Origin of the sequence: Providencia sp. PROV268 (genome assembly GCF_028477805.1) — a bacterium.
Classification (GTDB): Bacteria; Pseudomonadota; Gammaproteobacteria; order Enterobacterales; family Enterobacteriaceae; genus Providencia; species Providencia stuartii.
Window position 1 is genome coordinate 174,357 of sequence record NZ_JAMPLW010000006.1, and the last position, 18,229, is coordinate 192,585.

General features: G+C 44.5%; 16 protein-coding genes. 12 read left to right on the plus strand and 4 right to left on the minus strand.

Translation table 11 applies throughout. The features are described 5' to 3' along the window. Positions 1–104: 104 nt before the first annotated feature. The 3 genes from purE (at position 105) to PR699_RS06005 (ending at position 3,055) form a co-directional block, all read left to right on the plus strand. Positions 105–620 carry a 5-(carboxyamino)imidazole ribonucleotide mutase gene (purE, locus tag PR699_RS05995; RefSeq protein ID WP_004922352.1) on the plus strand — a complete coding sequence of 172 codons (516 nt, stop codon included), beginning with the start codon at positions 105–107 and terminating at the stop codon, positions 618–620. Then, positions 620–1,702 (plus strand): 5-(carboxyamino)imidazole ribonucleotide synthase, encoded by a 1,083-nt coding sequence (gene purK, locus PR699_RS06000; RefSeq protein ID WP_004922355.1) that lies wholly within the window; start codon positions 620–622, stop codon positions 1,700–1,702. The genes purE and purK overlap by 1 nt, the downstream gene beginning before the upstream one ends. A gap of 102 nt (positions 1,703–1,804) precedes the next feature. Beyond that, on the plus strand, positions 1,805–3,055 hold the full coding sequence (locus tag PR699_RS06005) for a CynX/NimT family MFS transporter (protein ID WP_014656536.1): 1,251 nt from the start codon (positions 1,805–1,807) through the stop codon (positions 3,053–3,055). Positions 3,056–3,145: 90 nt separating this feature from the next. Here PR699_RS06005 and PR699_RS06010 read toward each other — a convergent pair whose 3' ends face one another. The 3 genes from PR699_RS06010 to ybbA all read right to left on the minus strand — a co-directional run bounded on the left by PR699_RS06010 (position 3,146) and on the right by ybbA (position 7,865). Then, the gene (locus tag PR699_RS06010) at positions 3,146–4,510 is read right to left on the minus strand and encodes an esterase-like activity of phytase family protein (protein ID WP_014656537.1); all 1,365 of its coding nucleotides are present in this window, start codon (positions 4,508–4,510) and stop codon (positions 3,146–3,148) included. A gap of 224 nt (positions 4,511–4,734) precedes the next feature. Then, entirely contained in the window at positions 4,735–7,182 is a 2,448-nt protein-coding gene (ybbP, locus tag PR699_RS06015) for a putative ABC transporter permease subunit YbbP (RefSeq protein ID WP_004922364.1), read from the minus strand. Then, positions 7,179–7,865, minus strand: a complete 687-nt coding sequence (ybbA, locus tag PR699_RS06020) for a putative ABC transporter ATP-binding protein YbbA (RefSeq protein ID WP_014656538.1) — start codon at positions 7,863–7,865, stop codon at positions 7,179–7,181. The genes ybbP and ybbA overlap by 4 nt, the downstream gene beginning before the upstream one ends. Here ybbA and tesA point away from each other — a divergent pair. The 5 genes from tesA (at position 7,833) to PR699_RS06045 (ending at position 11,679) form a co-directional block, all read left to right on the plus strand. Beyond that, complete coding sequence (gene tesA, locus PR699_RS06025; RefSeq protein ID WP_036941282.1) at positions 7,833–8,474, plus strand: multifunctional acyl-CoA thioesterase I/protease I/lysophospholipase L1; 642 nt, start codon at positions 7,833–7,835, stop codon at positions 8,472–8,474. The two genes, ybbA and tesA, sit on opposite strands and share 33 nt — an antisense overlap. A gap of 68 nt (positions 8,475–8,542) precedes the next feature. After that, positions 8,543–9,328, plus strand: coding sequence for an SDR family oxidoreductase (locus PR699_RS06030; protein WP_014656540.1), 786 nt, complete (start codon positions 8,543–8,545; stop codon positions 9,326–9,328). Between the two features lie 59 nt (positions 9,329–9,387). After that, on the plus strand, positions 9,388–10,245 hold the full coding sequence (locus PR699_RS06035) for a co-chaperone YbbN (RefSeq protein WP_014656541.1): 858 nt from the start codon (positions 9,388–9,390) through the stop codon (positions 10,243–10,245). Between the two features lie 13 nt (positions 10,246–10,258). Then, the gene (locus tag PR699_RS06040; RefSeq protein ID WP_014656542.1) at positions 10,259–11,203 is read left to right on the plus strand and encodes an SPFH domain-containing protein; all 945 of its coding nucleotides are present in this window, start codon (positions 10,259–10,261) and stop codon (positions 11,201–11,203) included. Then, the gene (locus PR699_RS06045) at positions 11,200–11,679 is read left to right on the plus strand and encodes an NfeD family protein (protein ID WP_014656543.1); all 480 of its coding nucleotides are present in this window, start codon (positions 11,200–11,202) and stop codon (positions 11,677–11,679) included. Before PR699_RS06040 ends, PR699_RS06045 begins: the two co-directional genes overlap by 4 nt. On the opposite strand, the gene cueR is transcribed toward PR699_RS06045, so the two are convergent. Beyond that, the gene (cueR, locus tag PR699_RS06050) at positions 11,633–12,043 is read right to left on the minus strand and encodes a Cu(I)-responsive transcriptional regulator (protein WP_014656544.1); all 411 of its coding nucleotides are present in this window, start codon (positions 12,041–12,043) and stop codon (positions 11,633–11,635) included. The genes PR699_RS06045 and cueR overlap by 47 nt on opposite strands. A 141-nt stretch (positions 12,044–12,184) precedes the next feature. Here cueR and copA point away from each other — a divergent pair, with 141 nt between their 5' ends. The 4 genes from copA (at position 12,185) to PR699_RS06070 (ending at position 18,115) form a co-directional block, all read left to right on the plus strand. Next, entirely contained in the window at positions 12,185–15,130 is a 2,946-nt protein-coding gene (gene copA, locus PR699_RS06055; protein WP_014656545.1) for a copper-exporting P-type ATPase CopA, read from the plus strand. 177 nt (positions 15,131–15,307) lie between these two features. Beyond that, positions 15,308–16,108 carry a TraB/GumN family protein gene (locus PR699_RS06060; RefSeq protein WP_014656546.1) on the plus strand — a complete coding sequence of 267 codons (801 nt, stop codon included), beginning with the start codon at positions 15,308–15,310 and terminating at the stop codon, positions 16,106–16,108. 19 nt (positions 16,109–16,127) lie between these two features. Then, positions 16,128–16,604: a Cys-tRNA(Pro)/Cys-tRNA(Cys) deacylase YbaK gene (gene ybaK / locus PR699_RS06065; protein ID WP_004922388.1), complete on the plus strand. Its 477-nt coding sequence runs from the start codon at positions 16,128–16,130 to the stop codon at positions 16,602–16,604. A 419-nt stretch (positions 16,605–17,023) separates the two neighbouring features. Further along, positions 17,024–18,115, plus strand: coding sequence for a 3-oxoacyl-ACP synthase III family protein (locus PR699_RS06070; protein WP_014656547.1), 1,092 nt, complete (start codon positions 17,024–17,026; stop codon positions 18,113–18,115). The last annotated feature ends 114 nt before the right edge of the window (positions 18,116–18,229 follow it).

Consider the following 18,229-nt stretch of genomic DNA (forward strand, 5'->3'; position numbering starts at 1 on the left):
TTAACCACGCAAACGTTTTCCTTACCCTTTTACCATGATATGATCGAGATAATTTATTTTTCCCACCTCACGGTGAAAGTTTATTAACCACAGGATCACATCAAATGACTGCCCAAGTATCTGCACAATCTGCGGCTAAAATCGCCATTGTTATGGGTTCTAAAAGTGACTGGTCAACTATGCAACATGCGGCGGATGTTTTAACTGAGCTGCAAGTGCCCTTTCACGTTGAAATCGTCTCAGCACACCGTACGCCTGATAAATTATTCTCCTTTGCTGAAAAAGCAAAAGCAAATGGCTTTGATGTGATCATTGCTGGTGCAGGTGGCGCGGCACATTTGCCGGGGATGCTAGCTGCGAAAACATTGGTTCCTGTATTAGGTGTTCCTGTACAAAGTGCGGCTTTAAGCGGTGTCGATAGTCTCTATTCTATTGTGCAAATGCCAAAAGGCATTCCTGTTGGCACATTAGCAATTGGCAAAGCTGGAGCAGCAAATGCGGCATTATTGGCAGCGCAAATTTTAGCAAACACTGACACAGCCTTATTAACACGCCTATCGGCTTGGCGCGAAAGTCAAACTAATGACGTGTTGAACAACCCAGACCCTCGGGAGGCGTAATGAAACCTGTTTGTGTCCTTGGTAATGGTCAATTAGGAAGAATGTTACGCCAAGCAGGTGAACCACTTGGTATCGCGGTGTTTCCTGTTGGTTTAGATGCCGAGCCAGAAGCCGTTCCCTATCAACAAAGTGTCATTACTGCAGAAATTGAGCGCTGGCCTGAGACACCACTGACCAAAGAATTGGCCCGCCATAATGCGTTTATTAATCGCGATATTTTCCCTCGCCTAGCTGACAGGTTCCCCCAAAAAAGTCTATTTGATTCATTGGGCCTAGCAACCGCTCCTTGGGCCTGTCTTGAATCCAAAGATCAATGGCCTGAGTTATTCTCAACGCTTGGCGATTTTTTGATAGTTAAACGTAGGACTGGTGGCTATGATGGGCGCGGTCAATGGCGTGTTCGCCCTGGTGATGAAGCCAGCCTCCCCGATGAAATCTACGGGGAGTGCATTGTCGAACAAGGTATCCCTTTTGATGCCGAAGTTTCAGTCATTGGCGCACGTAACCGCGCTGGTGAGAGTGTGTTTTATCCGATTACCCATAACCTACATCAAGAAGGGATTTTACGTACCAGCGTAGCGTTTCCGAAGGCAGATAACTCACAGCAAAAACAAGCACAATCCATGTTGAGTGCAGTAATGAATGAGTTAGATTATGTTGGCGTGATGGCAATGGAATGCTTTGTGGTTGGTGATAAGTTACTCATCAATGAGCTTGCTCCTCGCGTGCATAATAGCGGCCATTGGACTCAAAATGGCGCCTCCATTAGCCAATTTGAGCTACATTTGAGGGCTATTTTAGATTTACCAATGCCATCACCTGAAGTGTTTAGTCCATCCGTTATGGTTAATTTGATTGGTACTGATGTCAACTCACACTGGCTGAGACTACCACTCGTACACTTACACTGGTATGAAAAAGAAGTACGCCCAGCCCGCAAGGTTGGTCATTTAAATCTCACGCATAATGCTCCGTCAAAGCTTGCTGATACATTAGACGCACTCGTCGATATGTTACCAAATGAGTACAAAAGTGGCATTGAATGGGCAAAAGCAAAATTAAACTGGTACTATGCCCAATAAACAGGGAAAATAGCGCGATACGATGCCCGATATTTTCGGGCATTTTGCGTTTATATCGCTGTCTTTTTTGTGCAAAAAACAGGCAGAGTGACCGGAGTTGACATGGTAGCCTCAAATTCCCCGTTGTTTAGCCCACTTTATCAGTGGAGTATCCTCATTTTGTTAGGGATGGTCTATTTTTTAGCCACCGCGACAACCTTTACCTCGTTAGGTGTTGTTCTCCCCAGTATGATTGAGGAACTGCAATGGAGTTGGACAGAGGCAGGGTTTGGTTTCACGTTATTGGGGTTGACTTGTGGTTTAGCCAGTTTTCTTCCGTCTGTCCTGATCCGTAAAATCGGCGTTCGCCTCACCCTTTTACTCGGTGCTCTCGTCTTTATCGCAGGGTTTTATAGCCTCTATTCGACCGAAACCATCAGTCGCTATTTTCTCGGTACTGCCCTGATAGGTATAGGCTTTACTCTACTCGCGACCGTTCCGGGAACCTATGTTCTTTCTCGCCTATTTGAAAAACAGTCTCTCGCTTTTGGCCTCTATTTTACCATCGGGGGATTAGGGGGCGTCGCGGGGCCTTGGATCTATTTCTATGCGTCAAACCAGTTAGGGTCATGGCGTATGCACTGGGTACTCTGTGCGCTTTATCTCGGTATTGTCACACTGCTGACTATTTTGGTCTTACGCGAAGGTCAACGCGAACGTGAACACGCTAAAAGCGTGGTACAAAAACAGGTCAGTGATGTTAGCAAACCTATTTATCGCACCAAAGAAGTTTGGACAGTACGCCGTGCGCTACGTACTTGGCAATTCTATTTAATCGCAGCAACCTATACCTCATTTTTATGGTGCGGTATTACAGTAAACAGTTTTGCCGTCGCTCATATTGAAGAGCGTGGTTTTGGGATCACCGTAGCTGTTTCATTACTCAGTACCATGGCATTTGTGAACGCATTTTCACGCTTTATTGGCGGTGCGGCGGGCGAATGGTTGGAACCGAAAAAACTGTTAATTGGTAGTTTGATTATTATGATCATTGGGGTTATTTCTCTCAGTATCGCCACCTCTTGGTTATGGTTAATACTGTTTGTGCTCTGTGTTGGTATCGGCTATGGCATGACTTTCTTAGCATCTAGCGTATTATTATCGAACTATTTTGGCAGAGGCCCCTATTTAGAGTTATTTTCTGTCGTTAATTTGCTATCGACCCTCGCTTGCTTAGCCCCCTTTATTGCTGGTGCTATTAAAGATTATACGCACAGTTTCACGCCGGCATTTCTTATTATTGTGGCTCCCGTTATTGTGGTGCTAATGTTTACATTAATGATGAAGCCGCCTGAGTTATCCGCTAAAAAATAATGGTGGCGGTAAAAATCACGATGTTTACAATTGGCGATAAATAAAAAAGCTCGGGCTACTCCCCGAGCAAAATCAATATAGACAAGGAAATTAAGGATTTAACAACGCAGGCACTTTCAATAAAATAAATTCGTTATCATCCGCTTGGTTCGGTTCGCGACTGGATGAGAATGGATAATTATTATCGTTGCCAACAATGATGTGTTCACCGTCGACAACATCCACATTTTCAATTGTAAAGAATGGGAAGGTAAATACGCCATTATTCAATGGTTTCTTCGCGACGCCTTCAGGATCTTTAATATTCATTAAGTCTACATAGGCTTGCTTATTAACTGGCTTACCTTGGTTTTTATCGGAAAATTCAACCCGATAAACTCGCTTAAATTTAGCTAAATGACTAAAGCAATGTTGGGTATCCGTAGCCCCCTCTGCACAAGCTTTATCGGCGGTTCCCTCGCCATTATCACGTTCAATAATCAAGCCATGAGTATCGTCAATCATATTAAAATCACCGATGGCATTTTGATTATCTTCAAAAACATATAACCAGCTACGCCCCGTCCATTGTTGTTTTTTCACATCAAATTCAAGAATGCGTGCAGCCCGTTTCCCTTCTACGCTCTCATAATCTTGTTTTTCGCTATCCCACAATGCGCCTTCGAGCATTGGATAGAGTTTGCTACCATCTGGCGATGAGGCCATCCCCTCAAAACCTTTTGAACGGTTCACTTGAAAGCTGACGCTATCGCTTGGCTTAGCCGGTGTTGTCACTTGATAATGATCTGGTGACACGACCTTTTTCCCATCAACGTACGTTTCAAAGAGAGCAAGCACCTTGCCATTCAGATCCATCTTAATCAAATACGGGCCAAACTCCTCTCCAACCCATAATGCGCCATCGGCAAACTGGAAGCTTTCAGGGTCGAAATCACTTCCGGTTAAATAACGCTTATCCGTGCTTTCATTAATAATATGGAACGGAATGATTTTATCGGGATCATGAAAGAAAACCGTTTTTAATGGCGTTGCTTTTCCAGTTTTAAAGTCGATGTCGTATTGAGTTAAATACAGCATTGAATCAGGTGAGTTAACTTTATTGCCGTAGCCATTGTCAGTCAGTACCCAATAAGTGCCATCTGACATACGTTTGATGCCTGAGTGCCCTTGTAATGGCTGCCCTTTAATGGGAACATGCATGCCTGTCGGGCGATCGGCTGACTTCCCTTCAACGCTTCCCAATGTCTCAATACGACTTCCCGTCGTGTATTTACCACTGTTTTGTAAATCTTTCGCTGTATCCGCTGGGGCAGATATCGTCGAATTCACAGGTAACACCGCGTGCCCTGCTAATGTTGCTGAAACTTCTTGTTGTGCGTATCCCGTGGTAGAAAAAGTAATCAATGTCGCGAGTAATGATAAAGAGCGCAATTTTATGGTGCGGCGATGCTGCATTATTATATTCCTATCAAATAGTTAATCATTTGTTGACCATAGGATCATAAACAGCATTGATGACAGTTTAGTGATAGATATAAGACAGTTATTTTATTCAACTAGGGCAAGTAACAAGCTATTTTTCAAAGAAATAAAATTCGCGGCTAAATAGGGAATAGCCCAGCTCACATGTTATCTGCGATCTGGGCGTTGAAAGGTTGTTGTGTGGTATATCAATGCGATTAATTATTCGGCATGCGACGATGCTGATTGCCTGTTCCTAGCAATCTTAATCCTAACCAACTACCACAAATAGACAGTAATAGGGCTGCACATAATGGTAATAGTAACCACATTGACCATTCAGGCTGCCAAGGGAAATCAAACACGCGAGTTTGCAGTAACCATAAAGCGACCTCAGCACCAAAGGCAGCAGCTAATCCAGCCATTAGCCCTAATAGCGCAAACTCACTCCATAAGGTTTTACGCATCAGTTTCCGGCTTGCCCCCAAGGTACGATAGACCACTAACTCACGCTCCCGCTGGCTCATACCAACCTGAATTTGCGCTAATAACAACAGTAGGCCACAAAAGATCACCAACACGACCATCACTTCCAGTGCTTGGCTGACCTGTTGAAGGATTTGTTGTATTTGAGTAATTAATGCCCCTGTATCCAATACATTGATGGTTGGATAATGACGACTTAAGTCTGTCAGTAGCTTACCGTCGCCATCATAATGGAAACTGCTCATCCATGTTGCAGGCACATCTTTTAATGTTCCTTCAGCAAAGATAAAGAAGAAGTTTGGTCGTAAACTTTCCCAATCAACAGTACGAATACTAGTGACTGTTGCACTAAATACCTGAGCGCCGGCATTAAAAGTGAGTTTATCTCCGATTTTAAGTCCTAATTGTTTCACGACGGTTTGCTCGATAGAGACCTCACCGTCTTTAGGCGGCCAAGTGCCTTCATCAACCACATTGGCTTCCGGTAGTTTAGCTCGCCATGTTAGGCTCAGCTCGCGTCGCACGGTATTATTATTTGGATCACGTTCGTCCGCCCACTCTATCGCTGAGCTATCATTTATCTCTGATAAACGCGCTAAGATCACAGGATAAAACTCCGTCGGCTTCACTTGGTGTTGCACAAGTAGCTCCGTTACAGGTTTAATCTGCGATTCATTCATATTGATCAAAAAGTAATTAGGGCTATCCGCTGGCAGTTGTTGCTGCCACCTATCCAATAAATCCCCTCTGACTAGAATCAACAGGGCTAACAGCATAAATGAGAGTGAAAAGGCACTCATTTGCGAGACCGTTTGTAAAGGTTGACGCAATAAACGGCTCACCGAAAGCCGTAAGCTTAATTGCTTAAACTTAAATTGGCGTAGTACCCATAACCCCAACCAACCAATCAAAGCTAATAAAATAGCGACGATCACGATGCCCACTAAAATCGACCATAATAGTGGGTTCACACCTGTAAACAGAAATAACCCACCAACAACAATTAAGGTGACAATAGGTAAATAGTAACGTAATGGCCAAACAGGTGAGTTAGCATCTTCACGTAATACCCGTGATGGCTGCGTTGCAATTAACTGACGATAAGGACGAATCCCCACGAGAATAGCAATCACAAACAAAGTTCCAATCGCCCAAACCCATGGCCATAAACTGGCAGAAGGTAACGCTTTCGGCAGCATTGCACCGAGTATTTGCATTAAAATGCCTTCAAAAGCTAGCCCTAGTAGCGACCCTAGCAAGGCTGCGGCTATCAAAATAGCCAACCACTGGCCTATTATCCATTTTTGTAACGCCGAGCGCCCTGCACCCAAGGTTTTAAGTACAGCAACTAATTGGTGGCGGCTACGGCAATAGTGAGTCATCGATACCACCACCGCCGCTATTGCTAGCAACAATGTCAGCAATACCGACAGTAATAAAAATTGCTGCGCCCGCTGGAAAGTTTTTCCTACCGCCCCACTATTTTCTTTTAACGTAAACCAACGTTGATCCGTTCTTAATTGCCCATCAAACTGAGATTCAAAAGCATCAACTGTGGCGGTTTCTCCAGCAAACATATCTCGATAGGTTAATCGACTCCCCACCTGCACGGCGCCTGTCAATTCAGCATCTTCTAATGAGATAAGTACTCTCGGAGCGATTTGGAATGGGTTAAAGCCGCTATCCGGCTCTTGGACTAATGTTCCAGCAACTTTTAGGGTCGCGTCGCCAATATCGATGTTATCGCCAATTTTTAAGTTAAGTAACTCCAACAAGCGAGGGGCAACTAAAATTTCCCCTTTGGTTGGTCGAAGTCCGGCTGGCTCAGTGATAAGCTCGCCATAAAGTGGATAAGCCTGATCTGCGGCTTTAACCAGCACTAATTGTGGACGTAAATCTTCATCAGCCGTCGAATAAGCCATAGTAGAAAACGACATTTGTTGGCTTAGTTTTAGCCCCATCGCTTCTGCTTGTTGCAACCACTCAGGATCACTGGGATAAGAGGAGCGCAACACCAAGTCACCCGCTAATAGCTCTCGGCTTTGGTAGCTCATGCTATTTTCAATACGGTCACTAATACGCCCTAAAGCAAGCACACAAGCGACGGCTAAAGTCAGCGCCAGCCAGACGATCAGAAGTGATGGCGTTTTCCACTCACGCCAAAACCAACGCCAAATCATGCTTCTTCCCTCAATACACCATCTACCAGTCGTAAGCGACGCTGGCAACGGGCAGCTAATTCGTTATCATGTGTCACAAGGATCAATGTTGTGCCATGCTCTTTGTTCATGGAAAATAGAAGATCGGCGATTTTATCGCCAGTATGTCGGTCAAGGTTTCCCGTTGGCTCATCGGCAAACAGAATTTTAGGCCGCCCATTAAATGCTCTTGCTAATGCAACGCGCTGCTGTTCACCTCCAGATAACTGCGCCGGCATATGTTTTAAGCGATGGCCTAACCCAAGTTCAGAAAGCAAGGCGGCTGCTTGTTGATAGCTCTGTGACTCTGGCTCACCTCGCAATAGAGCAGGCAATTGCACATTTTCGAGGGCATTAAGTGTTGGTATCAACATAAAAGATTGAAAAACAAAGCCCACACTCTGGGCACGCAAATAAGCGCGTTGTTCTTCATCCATTTGGGTCAATTCGTGCCCTAATAGGCTAACGCTGCCACTGCTACCATCATCTAAACCGGCAATAATGCCTAATAATGTCGACTTACCAGAACCAGACTCGCCAATTAATGCAATTGTTTGACCGGACTCGACAATTAGTTCAACACCTTGCAATATAGTGAGTTCATGTTCCCCTTGACCAACACGTTTAATGAGATGATGAACTTCAAGAATATTTTCCGCCGACATTTACTGGTATTTCTCCTATTATTTGTCGCAAGTGGGCAAGCACTCGCAGCCACAAAACTGTTAATCCTTGGTGACAGCCTCAGTGCAGGCTATCGCTTACCGGCAGAGCAAGCATGGGCTTCACTCCTTGCCGAACGTTGGCAGAAATCGTCGCCACCCGTTATTGTCATTAACGGTAGCATTAGTGGAAACACCTCAGCCCAAGGGCTAGAGCGCCTTCCTGCCTTACTTGAACAACACAAACCCGATTGGGTATTGATCGAGTTAGGTGCAAACGATGGTTTGCAAGGGCTATCTGTTAAACAGATGGAGAACACACTACAACAAATTATTGAACAAATAACGCAGTCCGGTGCGAAACCGCTTTTAATGCAAATTCGTATACCGCCGAACTACGGTAAGCGTTATACTTCTAGTTTCGAAAATGTTTATCCTGCACTTGCACAACAAAACGCGGTTCCACTACTGCCTTTTTATATGGAAACCATCATTACTAAACCTGAGTGGATCCAACAAGATGGTATTCACCCAACTGTAGAAGCTCAACCTTCTATCGCTGATTTTATGGAAAAACAATTACTCCCTTATTTAACTTCTTCAGCAAATTAAAAGAATAAATAAGTGGGTAATTGTAAAGCAGTTTTTATATCAATTTGAGCCTATAGGTAGGTAAAGTTATGCAAAAGTCGGTATTTATCACCGGTGCTTCTAGCGGTATTGGCTTTTGTGCCGCCCAAACACTTCGCAAACGAGGTTATCATGTGATAGTTGCCTGCCGTAAAGAAGCTGATGTTTTGCACCTAAAAGGACTAGGCTTCGATACTGTTGTACTCGACCTCGATGATAGCCATAGCATAGATAGCGCTGCCGATGAGGTATTGACGCTATGCCAAGGGCGCCTTTTTGGCTTATTCAATAATGCCGGCTTTGGTGTGTACGGCGCGCTAACGAGTATTAACCGCCAGCAATTAGAGTCTCAATTTTCGACTAACTTTTTCGGAATACACCAATTGACCTTGCGCTTGCTTCCAGCCATGCTTGCTCATCATGAGGGGCGTATCGTACAAACTAGCTCGGTAATGGGAATTATTTCAACGCCGGGTCGTGGTGCCTATGCAGCGAGTAAATATGCGTTAGAGGCATGGTCCGATGCACTCCGTTTGGAGCTAAAAGGCACGGGTGTCCATGTCAGTTTAATTGAACCAGGCCCCATCCATACCAATTTCACCAGTAATGTGGCGCAAACACAGCAAGATAATCCGGTTAAAAACCCAGGAATTGCACAATGTTTTACCTTAACGCCAGAACATGTGGTCGCAAAATTGGTACATGCCCTTGAAAGCCCTCGTCCACGTATCCGTTATTCAGTCACTTTGCTCACCGTCATAGTTCGCATACTGAAACGGCTGCTACCGGATTGCTTGATGGATAAAATACTGGCAGGTCAGGGAAAAAAGGCTTGAAAAAAAATAAAATAGCCCCACCTTTAGAGTATTAAAAACTTATTTAAAAGAGATATTTTATGCAATCTTTTGCCCAAATCGTGGATGTTAATGAACAAAATTTACACCAAGTTGTAGAACAATCCATGCAGATGCCAGTTATGTTCTACTTCTGGTCTGCACAAAGCCCGCACTGTCAAGAGTTTGGTGCGACTCTCGATAAAATTGCCAATGACTATGCGGGTCTGTTTATGTTGGCGCGCGTCAATTGTGACGTAGAGCAAAATGTTGCAGCTCAATTTGGTCTTAGAGCAATACCAACCGTTTATATTCTGCAAGAAGGTCGTCCTGTTGATGGTTTCCAAGGCCCTCAACCCGAAGAAGTCGTATTAGAGATGCTTTCGCGCGTATTGCCTAGTCCAGAAGAGTTGAAAGCCGCACAAGCAGCAGAGTTGATTGCTGAGGGGAAACCTCAAGAAGCGCTGCCGTTACTTAAAGAAGCGCATCAGCTTAATGAGAAAAACAGTGATATCACCCTGTTATTAGCAGAAACACAGATCGGTCTGAATCTTGTGGATGAGGCAGAAAAAACACTGACATCGGTTCCGATGCAGGACCAAGATAGCCGCTATCAAGGGTTAGTGGCACAAATTGAGTTGCTCAGACAAGCGGCGGATACGCCAGAGATCCAGCAATTACAACAAGAATTTGATGCTGACTCAGACAATGCCGAGCTAGCTGTGCAATTGGCATTAAAATTACATGAAGTGAATCGCAATGAAGAAGCTTTAGAAATGCTATTTAGCTTCTTGAAAAAAGACCTCAGCGCTGGAGATGGCGCCGTGAAAAAAACAATGATGGATATTATGTCGGCAATGGGAACAGGAGATGCGATGGCCAGTAAGTATCGCCGACAAGTATATTCATTACTTTACTAAATAAGGAATGATCATGGATTTGTTCGCGTTTGGTGCTATACCGATTATTATTTTTATTGCGATTGTTATTGTTTTTACCTGTGTCAAAACAGTACCGCAAGGCTATCAATGGACGGTTGAACGTTTTGGTCGTTATACCAGAACATTGCAGCCGGGGTTACATATTATTGTGCCATTTATGGATAAAATAGGTCGTCGCATCAATATGATGGAGCAAGTCCTTGATATCCCATCGCAAGAAGTTATCTCGCGTGATAATGCTAACGTCACCATCGATGCCGTCTGTTTTATTCAAGTCGTTGACCCAGTGCGTGCAGCTTATGAAGTTAGCAATCTCGAGCTGTCTGTTTTGAACCTGACAATGACCAATATTCGTACCGTATTAGGCTCCATGGAGCTGGACGAGATGTTGTCACAACGAGATTCCATCAACTCACGCCTTCTGCACATTGTGGATGACGCAACCAACCCTTGGGGGGTGAAAATCACCCGTATCGAAATTCGTGATGTTAAGCCGCCGAAAGAGCTAGTCAACGCGATGAATGCGCAGATGAAAGCAGAGCGTACTAAGCGTGCCGACATTCTGGAAGCTGAAGGTATTCGTCAAGCGGCTATCTTGAAAGCGGAAGGTGAAAAACAGTCACAAATTCTCAAAGCAGAAGGGGATCGTCAATCTGCATTCTTACAAGCAGAAGCCCGTGAAAGGGCTGCTGAGGCGGAAGCAAAAGCGACTAAGATGGTTTCTGAGGCTATCGCGGCGGGTGATATGCAAGCAATCAACTATTTCGTTGCTCAGAAATATACCGAGGCACTGACAAGTATTGGCTCTGCTGACAACAGTAAAGTGATCATGATGCCACTTGAGGCGAGCAATTTAATGGGCGCTATCGGAGGGATTGCTGAACTTGTCGGTGAAAGCAAAAAAACGCACTCGAATAAGAAACAGGAAAACTCATGATAGAACTTATCAGCGCTCAACCCGCATGGTTTTGGCTATGCCTTGGTGGTTTATTGCTGATTGGTGAACTGCTCGGCACAGGTGGTTATCTATTATGGTCGGGGATCGCTGCTGTTGCGGTGGCGATCATTACTTTCGTGCTGCCTTTTCTGGGTTGGGAATGGCAAGGGATTTTATTTGCTATCTTAACTATCCTTTCAGCCGTATTATGGCGGAAATGGTTGAGTTTACGTAAAAACTCACAAGCAGATGAGGTCAACCAAAAGAGCCACCAACTCATTGGCACTAAAGTCCGTCTGATTTCCGATACGGATGAAGGTTTTAGCCGCGCACGCCTAGCCGATGGCAGTTGGCGAACATACAGTGAGCGACCTTTAAAAGCAGGCACTGAGGTGATCATCACCTCAGTGGATGGGATCACTCTGCATGTTAAGCCTTATCATGATGGCAACAACCCCGAGACAAGTGATCAATAATCGGGCAGTCTGCATTCTCATCACCGGGACAAGCGTCCACTAAGTTTTGCAGCGTATCTTTAATAGCAGACAATTTCGCGATTGTCTGCTCTAACTCTGCAATTTTCGCCATTGTGGTATTTTTCACATCCGCGCTGTGTCTTGCTGGGTTACGGAACAAACTCAATAACTCGCCGCACTCTTCTAACGTAAAACCGACATCTTTTGCCTGTTTTAACAGACCTAATTCATTAAGGTGTCTATCTTGATAATAGCGATAACTATTTTCCCCCCTTTCAGGTGGAGTAATTAAACCTTTTTCTTCGTAAAAACGAATGGCCTTTGCGGTAAGACCGGTTTTCTTGGCAATTTCACTAATATTCATCATACCCCTTGACCTTACCCTTGAGGGAAGGTTTAACCTTCCCTACATATCAAAAAATTTATATTTGTTTAAAAATTTCAGTGTATTCTGCCATGATAATAAAAACGACAGGATCCGTCATGAGTTAAGGAGATTTTACTTATGAGTAGCAAAATCATTCTCTCCCTGCAAGGGCTAAGTTGTATGCACTGTGTTGGTACAGTCACCAAAGCACTTGAAGCCCGCTCGGACATTGATCATTTCAACGTCACCATTGAGTATGCAGTGATTGAAAGTAATGCTAGCGCTCAATCATTGATTGAAACTATTCAACAGGCGGGTTATGACGCAAAAATGGCCGAACAACCGGATATCACGCTACAGCTATCCGGCCTTAGCTGCATGAACTGTGCCGGTAAAACACAGCAAGCACTTGAAGCGGTTGACGGTGTAGCGGCTGCTATTGTCGATACTCAACAAGCAAAAGTTTACGGTAGTGCAGCAGCAGATACCTTAATTAATGCGGTTGAGCAAGCAGGCTATCATGCAAAAGTGGCACAACCCAGTCAGGTGACATTAGCATTATCGGGGCTTAGTTGCATGAAATGTGCTGAAAAAACCCGCCTTGCCCTTGAGGCCGTTGACGGTGTTGATCATGCGGATGTCGATACTAACTCTGCCGTGATATATGGTAATGCACCTGTAGAGGCGTTAATTGCCGCTGTGGCTGATGCGGGTTACCAAGCCACATTAAATCAAGCGGGGGCTAACTTCCCAAAAACGCAGCCGCTAGCAAAATCGCCTGAACAGCCGGAAACTGACTCAGCGGCAATCTGTGAAATACCGGCTCAAGAGTCCGATTTAGGCGAGCAACCTGACATCTCCCCTTCAGATGACAGTATCCAGCTATTATTAGATGGTATGACTTGTGCAAGTTGCGTTAATAAAGTGCAAAAAGCCCTCAACAGTGTTCCGGGCGTTGAAAATGCCCGTGTTAACCTTGCTGAGCGTAGCGCGCTAGTGACGGGAACCGCGCAGCCAGCCGCACTGATAGCTGCGGTGGAAAACGCTGGCTACGGCGCCGAAATCATACAAGACGAAGCTGAACGCCGAGCACGGCAGCAACAAGTCGCTGATGCAAATATGCGCCGTTTTCGTTGGCAATCTGTACTTGCATTAGCCCTTGGTATCCCTGTGATGATCTGGGGGATGATCGGCGACAATATGATGCTCACGCCACAAAACCACTCAATTTGGCTAACCATTGGGGTTTTAACTTTCGCTGTGATGGTCTTTGCTGGTGGTCATTTCTATAAAAACGCTTGGCAAAGCCTAAAAAATGGCAGTGCGACAATGGATACTTTGGTCGCACTCGGTACAGGTGCTGCTTGGTTATACTCAATTGTCGTCAACTTGTGGCCTGAGATTTTCCCTGAACAAGCACGCCATCTCTACTATGAAGCCAGTGCGATGATTATTGGTCTGATTAATTTAGGCCATGCACTAGAGCAACGAGCCCGCCAGCGCTCCTCAAAAGCTTTAGAGCGATTACTGGACTTGACGCCTCCGACTGCCCGCGTGGTTACCGAGCAAGGTGAAGTGGATATGCCACTTGAGCAAGTCAAAAAAGGGATGACTTTACGCCTAACAACGGGGGATCGTGTACCTGTTGATGGCGAAATTATTGAAGGTGAAGTCTGGCTAGATGAAGCGATGCTAACCGGTGAACCCATTCCTCAACAAAAAAGCAAAGGCGATCAGGTACATGCAGGCACTGTCGTTCAAGATGGTACTGTGTTATTTCGCGCGGCGGCTGTGGGTAGCCAAACCACACTAGCGCGTATTATCCATCTTGTGCGCCAAGCTCAAAGCAGTAAGCCTCAAATTGGCCAATTAGCCGATCGTATTTCATCGATATTCGTACCTGTCGTGGTTGCCATTGCTGTTATTTCAGGGCTTATTTGGTATTTTGTCGGCCCAGCCCCGCAAATTACCTACGCATTAGTCATCACCACGACTGTTTTGATTATTGCTTGTCCGTGTGCTCTTGGTCTGGCGACCCCCATGTCAATCATCTCTGGCGTTGGGCGGGCGGCAGAATTTGGTGTGCTTGTCCGTGATGCCGATGCTCTGCAACAAGCAAGTGAGTTAGACACTATCGTCTTCGATAAAACGGGCACATTAACAGAAGGCATGCCACAGGTTACCGATATCCATACCTTTAATGGCTTTTCTGAGACAGAAGTACTACAACTTGCGGCTTCATTGGAAAGTGGCTCTAACCACCCGCTTGCTCGTGCAATTGTCAATCGAGCCAAAGGGCTCTCCTTCCCTACAAGCGAACAATTTAGGACATTAGCGGGTCTCGGTGTCAGTGCCGTCATCGAAGGCAAAACGGTATTACTTGGTAACCAAAAATTATTGATGCAAAGTCATATCGATACCAGTGCGATTGAAGAAACATTGCATCAACAAGCTTCAATGGGGGTCACCCCCGTTTTGTTAGCCGTAGAAGATAAAATCGCTGCATTGCTTTCTATCCGTGATCCATTACGTGAAGACAGCGTCAGTGCCTTAGCTCGCTTACATAAACAAGGCTTTCGTTTAGTTATGTTAACAGGGGATAACCCAGTTACCGCAAAAGCCATCGCAAAAGAAGCGGGAATTGATGAAGTGATCGCAGGCGTCATGCCAGATGGTAAATCGGCTGCAATCGAAGCTTTACAAGCCAAAGGCCATAAAGTGGCAATGGTTGGCGATGGGATCAACGATGCCCCCGCACTGGCCCGTGCCGATGTTGGTATCGCAATGGGAGGCGGCAGTGATATTGCGATAGAAACAGCATCGATTACCTTAATGCGCCAAAGCCTACATGGTGTTGCAGATGCGGTTGCCATTTCAAAAGGCACATTGCGCAATATGAAACAAAACCTATTCGGTGCCTTTGTCTACAACACATTGGGGATCCCAATTGCAGCGGGTATTCTTTACCCTCTAACAGGAACATTGTTGAACCCTGTGGTTGCAGGTGCAGCAATGGCCCTCTCCTCAATCACCGTCGTGACTAACGCCAACCGACTGCTACGCTTTAAACCGAAACAACAATAGGCTACAGCCCGACATTGAGTTTAACTGAATGTCGGGCTTTTCACGCTTAGGTAAATTGCTCGTGATATCATGCCTAACCCCAATCCAATTTTACAGATAAAATAGCGCAAAGTGAGTCGCAAATCGCTACAAGATTGTTTAATCTAAAGGACTGATACTAAAACGTAGGAAAGTGAAATGGCCAAGCTGCTCGAAAACTTAAAAAACTGGTTACATACAGAAGCAGCTCCCGTCTACCCTTATCCAGCTATTGATGTTCGCTTATCAAAAAATCTTAAGCTGCATATTGTTGGTAGTATTCATATGGGAACTGAAAACATGTTTCCACTTTCTGACATTCTTCTCGATAAACTCAATCAAGCCGATGCCCTGATTGTTGAAGCCGACATCACGGATACCCGCTCCCCCTTTATAACCGATAATGCTCTTCGTGCCCCCCTACAAGATCGCCTAAGCACTGACGAATATCAACGACTGCAAAGTTGCTGCCAAGAAATACATCAAAATCCAAGCCAATTTGATGCGTTACCCTCATGGCAAGTCGCCCTAATTTTACAATCCACCCAAGCTCAAGGGTTAGGACTACACGGGCACTATGGGATTGATTACCAATTACTCCGTAATGCACAATCTCAGCGGATGAAAATCATCGAGTTGGAAGGTACTGATGCGCAAGTCGAGCTATTATTAAACTTGCCCCAAGAAGGCTTACCTTTATTACAAGATACGTTAGAGCACTGGCGCGCTAATGCCCGTTCATTACAGACCATGATAAGCTGGTGGCTTGATTACCAACCCCATAACCGTGTCACATTACCTAAAACATTCAGTGATGATGTTTATCGTGTTCTCATGGAACAACGTAACCAAGATTGGAGTAGCAAGCTAAAGGCATTACCTGATGGTAATTATGTGGTTACCGTTGGTGCTTTACATTTATTTGGTGATGATAGTTTAGTTAGTTATCTACGAAATTGAATACAAAACAGGTAAAAACATGACTCCCGCTGTAAAGTTACTTGAAAAACAAAAAATAAACTTCACGCTCCACCCTTATGATCATGATCCTAATGTGCATGATTTTGGTAATGAAGCAGTGAGCAAACTCGGTTTAGATGCTAAACAAGTTTTCAAAACGCTACTTATTGCACTTAATGGTGATCAAAAAACGTTAGCGGTCGCAGTAACCCCTGTATCAGGGCAGTTAGATTTAAAACTGGTTGCTAAGGTTTTCAAAACCAAAAAAGTTGAAATGGCCGACCCACAGATAGCACAAAAAACAACAGGTTATTTAGTTGGAGGGATAAGCCCACTAGGGCAGAAAAAACGTCTGCCTACCGTTATCGATAGCCAAGCGCAACAATTTTCCACCATCTTTATTTCTGGCGGTAAAAGAGGGTTAGACATTGAAATAGCGCCACAGGATTTAGCTCGCGTTCTCAATGCAACATTTGCTGAAATAAAGAAAGTGTAAATCCCCTGAGCGTTGTTATCGATAATACTCTCATTTCCCTTACACTATCAATTCATCATACTGGTTTATACTTTATTATTTATAAGTCATAAGCCAGTCGATTTATCATAACTTTATAAAATAGTCATCATCTAAAATAAATGAGCACCTTTATTAAATCGATTGATATATAAGCATATTTTTATATGCTACCAGCTTGAATTATGAAAATTATAAATTAATATTTATTTTTATATTACATTTAAAAATCCAAAAATTATTATTTACCGTATAAATAAAATAATAATTTATATCCGTCTTAATAGTAACAACTCAAACAGACTCCTAAAGGTTAAAAACCGTTTCTGTTTTATTTGCGATGAATGTTATGAACGCTCAATGCATTTGGCATCATCATAGAAACCATGTAAGGAGAACCTATGTTATCAGTTGGAATTCAAGCTGTTGCCATTCATTTACCAGAAGGTTTACGCACTAATGCATGGTGGGATAAAGAGGCCATCACCTCTTCTCATTCACCTAAATTTTCAACTCACCAACACCAGTCTCTTTATGATAAAGCCATGCAACCTTATCTATCCGATCCCTTTTTAGGCAGTGTCGAGCGCAGAGTCGTGGTCAATCATGAAAGCGCTTCCTCACTCGGGATCAAAGCAGCAACCAAGGTGTTATCAGCCGCAAAAGTCGCCGCTAGTGATATAGATTGCCTCATTGTCACTTCCATGTTTGATGACCATATTGGTTGTGGTGATGCAGGCTATATCGCACAGGCACTCGGTATCGGTGGTGGCGCCTTTAATATTGGGGCAACCTGTAATAGCTCGATGTCAGCATTACTAACAGCTTGTGGCTTGGTAAGCAGCGGCTTAAATAACAAGGTATTAGTCATTGCCACAGCACTATTCTCTCGGGCACTTGACGACGACAATGCCGCCATGCGTTTTCATGGTGACGCATCCACCGCCTTCATCGTAGGCCCTGTTAAAGAAGGATATGGCCTGCTGGGCTCTAAATCGTTACACCTTGGTGAAACATGTGGCACTTGGTGCTTTAAGGTCGTCGAAGACCAATATTCGCCAACAGCGCAACATATCCGCCTCAGTTTCAATAAGCCAGTAACCCACGTGCTACGTTCAACAGCGGAATATTACCTTAAACAGACCGTAAAAGGCGCATTAGCCAAAGCAAAACTCTCTATTAACGATATCGATTGTGTCGCACTCAATGCCCCGACAGCTTGGCATGCCGAGTTTTCCGCTAATGTATTGGGGATCGAAACCAAACGGGTCATCAATACATTTCCTCAATTTGCTTACAATGGCCCCGCCATGATGCCGATCCATCTGTATACCGCAGCGATACAAAAATCGATTAAGCCCGGCGGCATTATGCTGTTATACGCCTACGGAGGACAAACAGAAGCGTCAGCCGCTGTATTGCGCTGGCCTAATGTTATCCTTGGTGCACCACCGGAGCCCGCTTCCGTGATCGATCATAAAGACATACCGTAGATGACCTCTTTCAAGGTGCAAAATTAGTAAGCTTAACCAACGGCATTTGTTAACTTGCTGGATTTACGTTATTTTTGGTCAGATCACAAAATAGATTTCTCGAGATAAAGGGGG

Bases quoted from the DNA above. Each gene is read 5' to 3' on its own strand.
- purE (WP_004922352.1), top strand. From the start codon at position 105: ATGACTGCCCAAGTATCTGCACAATCTGCGGCTAAAATCGCCATTGTT.
- purK (WP_004922355.1), top strand. From the start codon at position 620: ATGAAACCTGTTTGTGTCCTTGGTAATGGTCAATTAGGAAGAATGTTA.
- PR699_RS06005 (WP_014656536.1), top strand. From the start codon at position 1,805: ATGGTAGCCTCAAATTCCCCGTTGTTTAGCCCACTTTATCAGTGGAGT.
- PR699_RS06010 (WP_014656537.1), bottom strand. From the start codon at position 4,510: ATGCAGCATCGCCGCACCATAAAATTGCGCTCTTTATCATTACTCGCG.
- ybbP (WP_004922364.1), bottom strand. From the start codon at position 7,182: ATGATTTGGCGTTGGTTTTGGCGTGAGTGGAAAACGCCATCACTTCTG.
- tesA (WP_036941282.1), top strand. From the start codon at position 7,833: ATGATGAACTTCAAGAATATTTTCCGCCGACATTTACTGGTATTTCTC.
- ybbA (WP_014656538.1), bottom strand. From the start codon at position 7,865: ATGTCGGCGGAAAATATTCTTGAAGTTCATCATCTCATTAAACGTGTT.
- PR699_RS06030 (WP_014656540.1), top strand. From the start codon at position 8,543: ATGCAAAAGTCGGTATTTATCACCGGTGCTTCTAGCGGTATTGGCTTT.
- PR699_RS06035 (WP_014656541.1), top strand. From the start codon at position 9,388: ATGCAATCTTTTGCCCAAATCGTGGATGTTAATGAACAAAATTTACAC.
- PR699_RS06040 (WP_014656542.1), top strand. From the start codon at position 10,259: ATGGATTTGTTCGCGTTTGGTGCTATACCGATTATTATTTTTATTGCG.
- PR699_RS06045 (WP_014656543.1), top strand. From the start codon at position 11,200: ATGATAGAACTTATCAGCGCTCAACCCGCATGGTTTTGGCTATGCCTT.
- cueR (WP_014656544.1), bottom strand. From the start codon at position 12,043: ATGAATATTAGTGAAATTGCCAAGAAAACCGGTCTTACCGCAAAGGCC.
- copA (WP_014656545.1), top strand. From the start codon at position 12,185: ATGAGTAGCAAAATCATTCTCTCCCTGCAAGGGCTAAGTTGTATGCAC.
- PR699_RS06060 (WP_014656546.1), top strand. From the start codon at position 15,308: ATGGCCAAGCTGCTCGAAAACTTAAAAAACTGGTTACATACAGAAGCA.
- ybaK (WP_004922388.1), top strand. From the start codon at position 16,128: ATGACTCCCGCTGTAAAGTTACTTGAAAAACAAAAAATAAACTTCACG.
- PR699_RS06070 (WP_014656547.1), top strand. From the start codon at position 17,024: ATGTTATCAGTTGGAATTCAAGCTGTTGCCATTCATTTACCAGAAGGT.